Raw genomic sequence first — 4,791 nt, forward strand, 5'->3', positions numbered from 1 at the left:
GAACAACTGCTCGCCGAACGTAAATCTGCAGCCCCGGAAACCTCCTATACCGCCAAACTGTATGCCAGCGGCACCAAACGCATTGCGCAGAAAGTGGGCGAAGAAGGCGTGGAAACCGCACTGGCAGCGACGGTACATGACCGCTTTGAGCTGACCAACGAGGCATCTGATTTGATGTATCACCTGCTGGTATTGTTGCAGGATCAGGATCTGGATTTAACGACGGTGATTGAGAACCTGCGTAAACGGCATCAGTGAGTTGTGGGGTAAGCGGATGCGATATTGTTGTCGCATCCGGCAAAAAAAACGGGCAAGGTGTCACCACCCTGCCCTTTTTCTTTAAAACTGCAAAGATTACTTCGCGTTGTAATTACGCAGAGCGTTACGCCCCAACACAATCCCCGCGCCAACCATGCCGCCCAGCAGCACCGCCAGAATCAAGGTAATTGCCTTTTTCGGGCTATCGCGACGAATAGGTAACGTCGGTTTCATCACATAACGGTAAGCATGAATATCAAGATCATCAACCTTTAAGTTTTCGATATCCAGCAGGTTTTGACGTGTCCGATAGTAGTTTGGTGAGAACACTAACGGACGAGTCGCCTCATGCTTAATCATCGACTCCAGAGCTTCGCTCCCCAAAAGGAACAACGTATCTTGCGTCACATCTTCAGTCTGCTGAACCTGTGGCTTTGCCACCTGCGCCTGATTCGCATACTGCAACGCTTCCTGAATCTGACGGATACGCAGATCTTTCTGCTCCTGCGCAACCACTTCCTGGGTCTTCAGAGAATCCTGCAAGTTTTTCCGTCCTAGAGCAATGTTGTCCTTGAGATCCTTTTCTAGCTCTTGATTGACTTTATCGTCAACTTGCTGAATGTATTGGGCCAACTTCATTTGTGCGCCCTCTGCTGTTTGCCCAACATAAGAAACAGTCAATGGTAATTGCTGGTTCTTAACAGAAGGTTCGATGGTAAGTTTCTCTGGCTCTTCCTGATTATCCAGCGTTTCTGCTAATGCAGAGAAGGCAAAACTGAAGCGACCAATTAACGTCTCCTGCACATCCGATACTTTCGGTGCAGCCTGACCATAGATAACATTCATGGCATTGTTATAGCCAGCAATTTGCCCCACGTCGGGCTGAGTGATAATTGCTGTTGACGTCCATTTCTCCTTCGCTACTGCCAAATATCCAATAGCCAGGGCAATAGCCACAATGACGAAAATGATGATTGTCATCTTGCCACGCCACAACTGCACTAGTAAATCAATCAAATCAATCTGTTCCGGGTCATGGTTTTGCCCAGAAACATTATTATTTTCTACTCTCATCATTACCCTAACTGACGGAAATTTCCAAGTCCGCATAGTTTAGCGATAATCCTCGTGAATGCTATAGGATAAGTGATAAAAATAATGAATTGTTGCGTAAGTAACAAAAGACAATCAGGGCGTAAATAGCCCTGATAACAAGATGTTAGTCGCTGCCAAAGAGATCGCGGGTGTAGACCTTATCTGCCACATCCCTAAGCTCTTCTGCCATACGGTTGGAGATAATGACGTCGGCTTGTTGTTTGAAGGTGGCGAGATCACGTTCCAGGCGAGAGTTGAAGAATGAGTCTTCTTTCATCACTGGCTCGTAGATGATTACTTCAACACCTTTCGCCTTGATACGCTTCATAATCCCCTGAATAGAAGACGCACGGAAGTTATCTGAACCGCTCTTCATAATCAGGCGATAAATACCTACCACATGCGGTTTGCGTGACAAAATGGCATCGGCAATAAAATCTTTACGCGTGCGGTTTGCATCGACAATTGCCGAGATCAGGTTATTCGGCACAGACTGATAGTTCGCCAGTAACTGCTTGGTATCTTTCGGCAAACAATAACCACCATAACCAAACGACGGATTGTTGTAATGGTTGCCAATACGTGGGTCGAGACAAACGCCTTCGATTATTTGACGGGAATTCAGACCTAAACTTTCTGCGTAGCTATCCAGTTCGTTAAAGTACGCCACGCGCATCGCCAGGTAGGTGTTTGCAAACAGTTTAATCGCTTCTGCTTCGGTTGAGTCGGTAAACAGGGTCGGGATATTTTGCTTAATAGCGCCTTCCTGTAACAGAGCAGCAAAACGTTCTGCGCGTTCTGAACGCTCACCGATGACAATACGTGAAGGATGGAGATTATCGTAAAGGGCTTTACCTTCGCGGAGGAATTCCGGAGAGAAAATAATATTTTCAGTACGATATTTCTTATGCATCGCTGCGGTAAAACCAACGGGAACCGTTGATTTGATGACCATAACCGCATAAGGATTTATCTCAACTACGTCTTTAATTACTGATTCTACACTGGATGTATTGAAATAATTAGTTTTAGGATCATAGTCGGTTGGAGTGGCGATGATGACATAATCAGCATCCCGGTAGGCTTCATTTTTATCTAATGTGGCATTAAAGTGTATTTTATCTGATTGCAAAAACTGCTGAATTTCCTTATCAACAATTGGAGATATCCGATCATTCAGCATAGCAACGCGTGACGGTAAAATATCTAATGCCACAACCTCATGATTTTGTGCGATTAGAAGCCCGTTTGACAAGCCTACATAGCCGGTACCGGAAATGGTAATTTTCATTTCATGCTCTCAGAATTAACTTAACTGTGAATCATGATGTTTTTAGCATCCTGATAAGAGCTAAAAGTTTTAACGCTACGTTGTCAGATGGTCAACGCAACGAAAAACAATTCAGATTTTCTTTATAAGAATAGCTGATATTTATTAAGTTAATATTAAGCAGTGAAATTTAGTCTATAAGATAAATGGCAAAAAAAAGCCCGGTGTAATATACGCCGGGCCTGAATTTTATTGTTGGTTAAATCAGATTAATCCAGCCATTCAGTATGGAACACACCTTCTTTATCAATGCGCTTATAAGTATGTGCACCGAAATAGTCACGCTGTGCCTGGATCAGGTTCGCAGGCAGAACAGCGGCACGGTAGCTATCGTAATAGGCAACCGCAGCGGCGAAGGTCGGAACCGGGATACCGTTCTGTACTGCATAAGCAACGACATCGCGCAGCGCCTGCTGGTAGTCATCGGCAATTTGCTTGAAGTACGGGGCCAGCAGCAGGTTAGCGATCTGCGGATTTTCGGCATATGCATCGGTGATTTTCTGCAGGAACTGCGCACGGATGATGCAGCCAGCACGGAAAATCTTCGCGATTTCGCCGTAGTTCAGATCCCAGTTGTACTCTTCAGACGCCGCACGCAGCTGAGAGAAGCCCTGAGCGTAAGAAACGATTTTACCCAGATACAGCGCACGACGAACTTTCTCGATGAACTCACCTTTGTCGCCAGCTGGCTGCGCTTGCGGGCCAGAGAGAACTTTAGATGCGGCAACACGCTGCTCTTTCAGAGAAGAGATATAACGTGCAAACACAGACTCGGTAATCAGCGACAGCGGTTCGCCGAGATCCAGCGCGCTCTGGCTGGTCCATTTACCGGTACCTTTGTTAGCCGCTTCATCCAGGATCACATCAACCAGGTAGTTACCGTCTTCATCTTTTTTAGTGAAGATGTCTTTGGTGATGTCGATCAGGTAGCTGCTCAGTTCACCGTTATTCCACTCGGTAAAGGTCTGTGCCAGTTCTTCGTTAGAAAGATTCAGGCCGCCTTTCAGGAGAGAATAGGCTTCAGCAATCAGTTGCATATCACCGTATTCAATACCGTTGTGAACCATCTTCACATAGTGACCCGCGCCATCGGCACCAATATAGGTAACGCACGGTTCGCCATCTTCAGCAACGGCGGCGATTTTGGTCAGGATCGGCGCAACAAGTTCATAGGCTTCTTTCTGCCCACCAGGCATAATGGAAGGACCTTTCAACGCCCCCTCTTCTCCGCCGGAAACACCGGTACCGATGAAGTTAAAGCCTTCGGCAGAAAGCTCGCGGTTACGACGAATGGTGTCCTGGAAGAAGGTGTTACCACCATCGATGATGATGTCGCCTTTATCGAGATATGGTTTGAGGGAATCAATAGCAGCATCCGTGCCTGCACCTGCTTTCACCATTAACAGGATGCGACGAGGCGTTTCCAGAGATTCAACAAACTCTTTCACCGTATAGTAAGGAACCAGTTTCTTGCCTGGATTTTCGGCAATCACTTCTTCCGTCTTTTCACGGGAACGGTTGAAAATAGAGACGGTATAACCACGGCTTTCGATGTTGAGCGCAAGGTTGCGCCCCATCACTGCCATACCGACTACGCCGATCTGTTGCTTTGACATTGTTTACTCCTGTCAGGGGTTGCCAAGTTTATATTAAAGGCTGTATAGTTTATACTCGTAAGCTTAACGCGGACATTAAAACGATTCTAATCTTGTGAATAAAGATAAAAGCCGTCAATGTGATTTATAAATTTCATATACTCCTTAATTTTAATTTATTAATCATCCTTAATATCACAACATTATCTATCACAAAAGGAAATATAAGCGCCATTATAAAAGATGCAACGACTGTTAACAGTGAATTGAAAGTATCATTGGTTGTCGCAATCTTTATATAAGCACTTATGTAATACATCATAAAAATATGAGTTAAATATACATCATGAGTGTATTTTGATAACTTTGTAATATTGCGCGTGATTACCGACTCTTTTATAGATTGAAAAAGTATAAATAATCCTATAGCACAAAAGGCCATATTCATACCTATACCGTAAGATGCTTGATTATTCCCAAACACATGAAAATTTATTAGCGTAAAGATAATAG

At 44.7% G+C, this 4,791-nt stretch carries 5 protein-coding genes; 1 reads left to right on the forward strand and 4 read right to left on the reverse strand.

All coding sequences use genetic code 11. The features are described 5' to 3' along the window. On the forward strand, positions 1-258 hold a 258-nt coding region (hisE, locus tag QZF50_RS22615), incomplete at its 5' end, for a phosphoribosyl-ATP diphosphatase (RefSeq protein WP_290389002.1). Positions 259-354: 96 nt separating this feature from the next. Here hisE and wzzB read toward each other — a convergent pair. From wzzB to QZF50_RS22635, 4 genes are all read right to left on the reverse strand, one after another. Further along, the gene (gene wzzB, locus QZF50_RS22620; protein ID WP_061892430.1) at positions 355-1,332 is read right to left on the reverse strand and encodes an LPS O-antigen chain length determinant protein WzzB; all 978 of its coding nucleotides are present in this window, start codon (positions 1,330-1,332) and stop codon (positions 355-357) included. Positions 1,333-1,477: 145 nt separating this feature from the next. Next, positions 1,478-2,644, reverse strand: a complete 1,167-nt coding sequence (ugd, locus tag QZF50_RS22625) for a UDP-glucose 6-dehydrogenase (protein ID WP_000704859.1) — start codon at positions 2,642-2,644, stop codon at positions 1,478-1,480. A 248-nt stretch (positions 2,645-2,892) separates the two neighbouring features. After that, positions 2,893-4,299, reverse strand: coding sequence for an NADP-dependent phosphogluconate dehydrogenase (gene gndA / locus QZF50_RS22630; protein WP_000043472.1), 1,407 nt, complete (start codon positions 4,297-4,299; stop codon positions 2,893-2,895). A gap of 133 nt (positions 4,300-4,432) precedes the next feature. Beyond that, a partial coding sequence (locus QZF50_RS22635; RefSeq protein WP_290389003.1) for an acyltransferase family protein occupies positions 4,433-4,791 on the reverse strand: 359 nt, incomplete at its 5' end.

The organism is uncultured Escherichia sp., from assembly GCF_948475835.1.
Classification (GTDB): domain Bacteria; phylum Pseudomonadota; class Gammaproteobacteria; order Enterobacterales; family Enterobacteriaceae; genus ECMA0423.

Excerpts from the sequence above, each read along its gene's own strand:
- wzzB (WP_061892430.1), bottom strand. The coding sequence starts at position 1,332 with ATGAGAGTAGAAAATAATAATGTTTCTGGGCAAAACCATGACCCGGAA.
- ugd (WP_000704859.1), bottom strand. The coding sequence starts at position 2,644 with ATGAAAATTACCATTTCCGGTACCGGCTATGTAGGCTTGTCAAACGGG.
- gndA (WP_000043472.1), bottom strand. The coding sequence starts at position 4,299 with ATGTCAAAGCAACAGATCGGCGTAGTCGGTATGGCAGTGATGGGGCGC.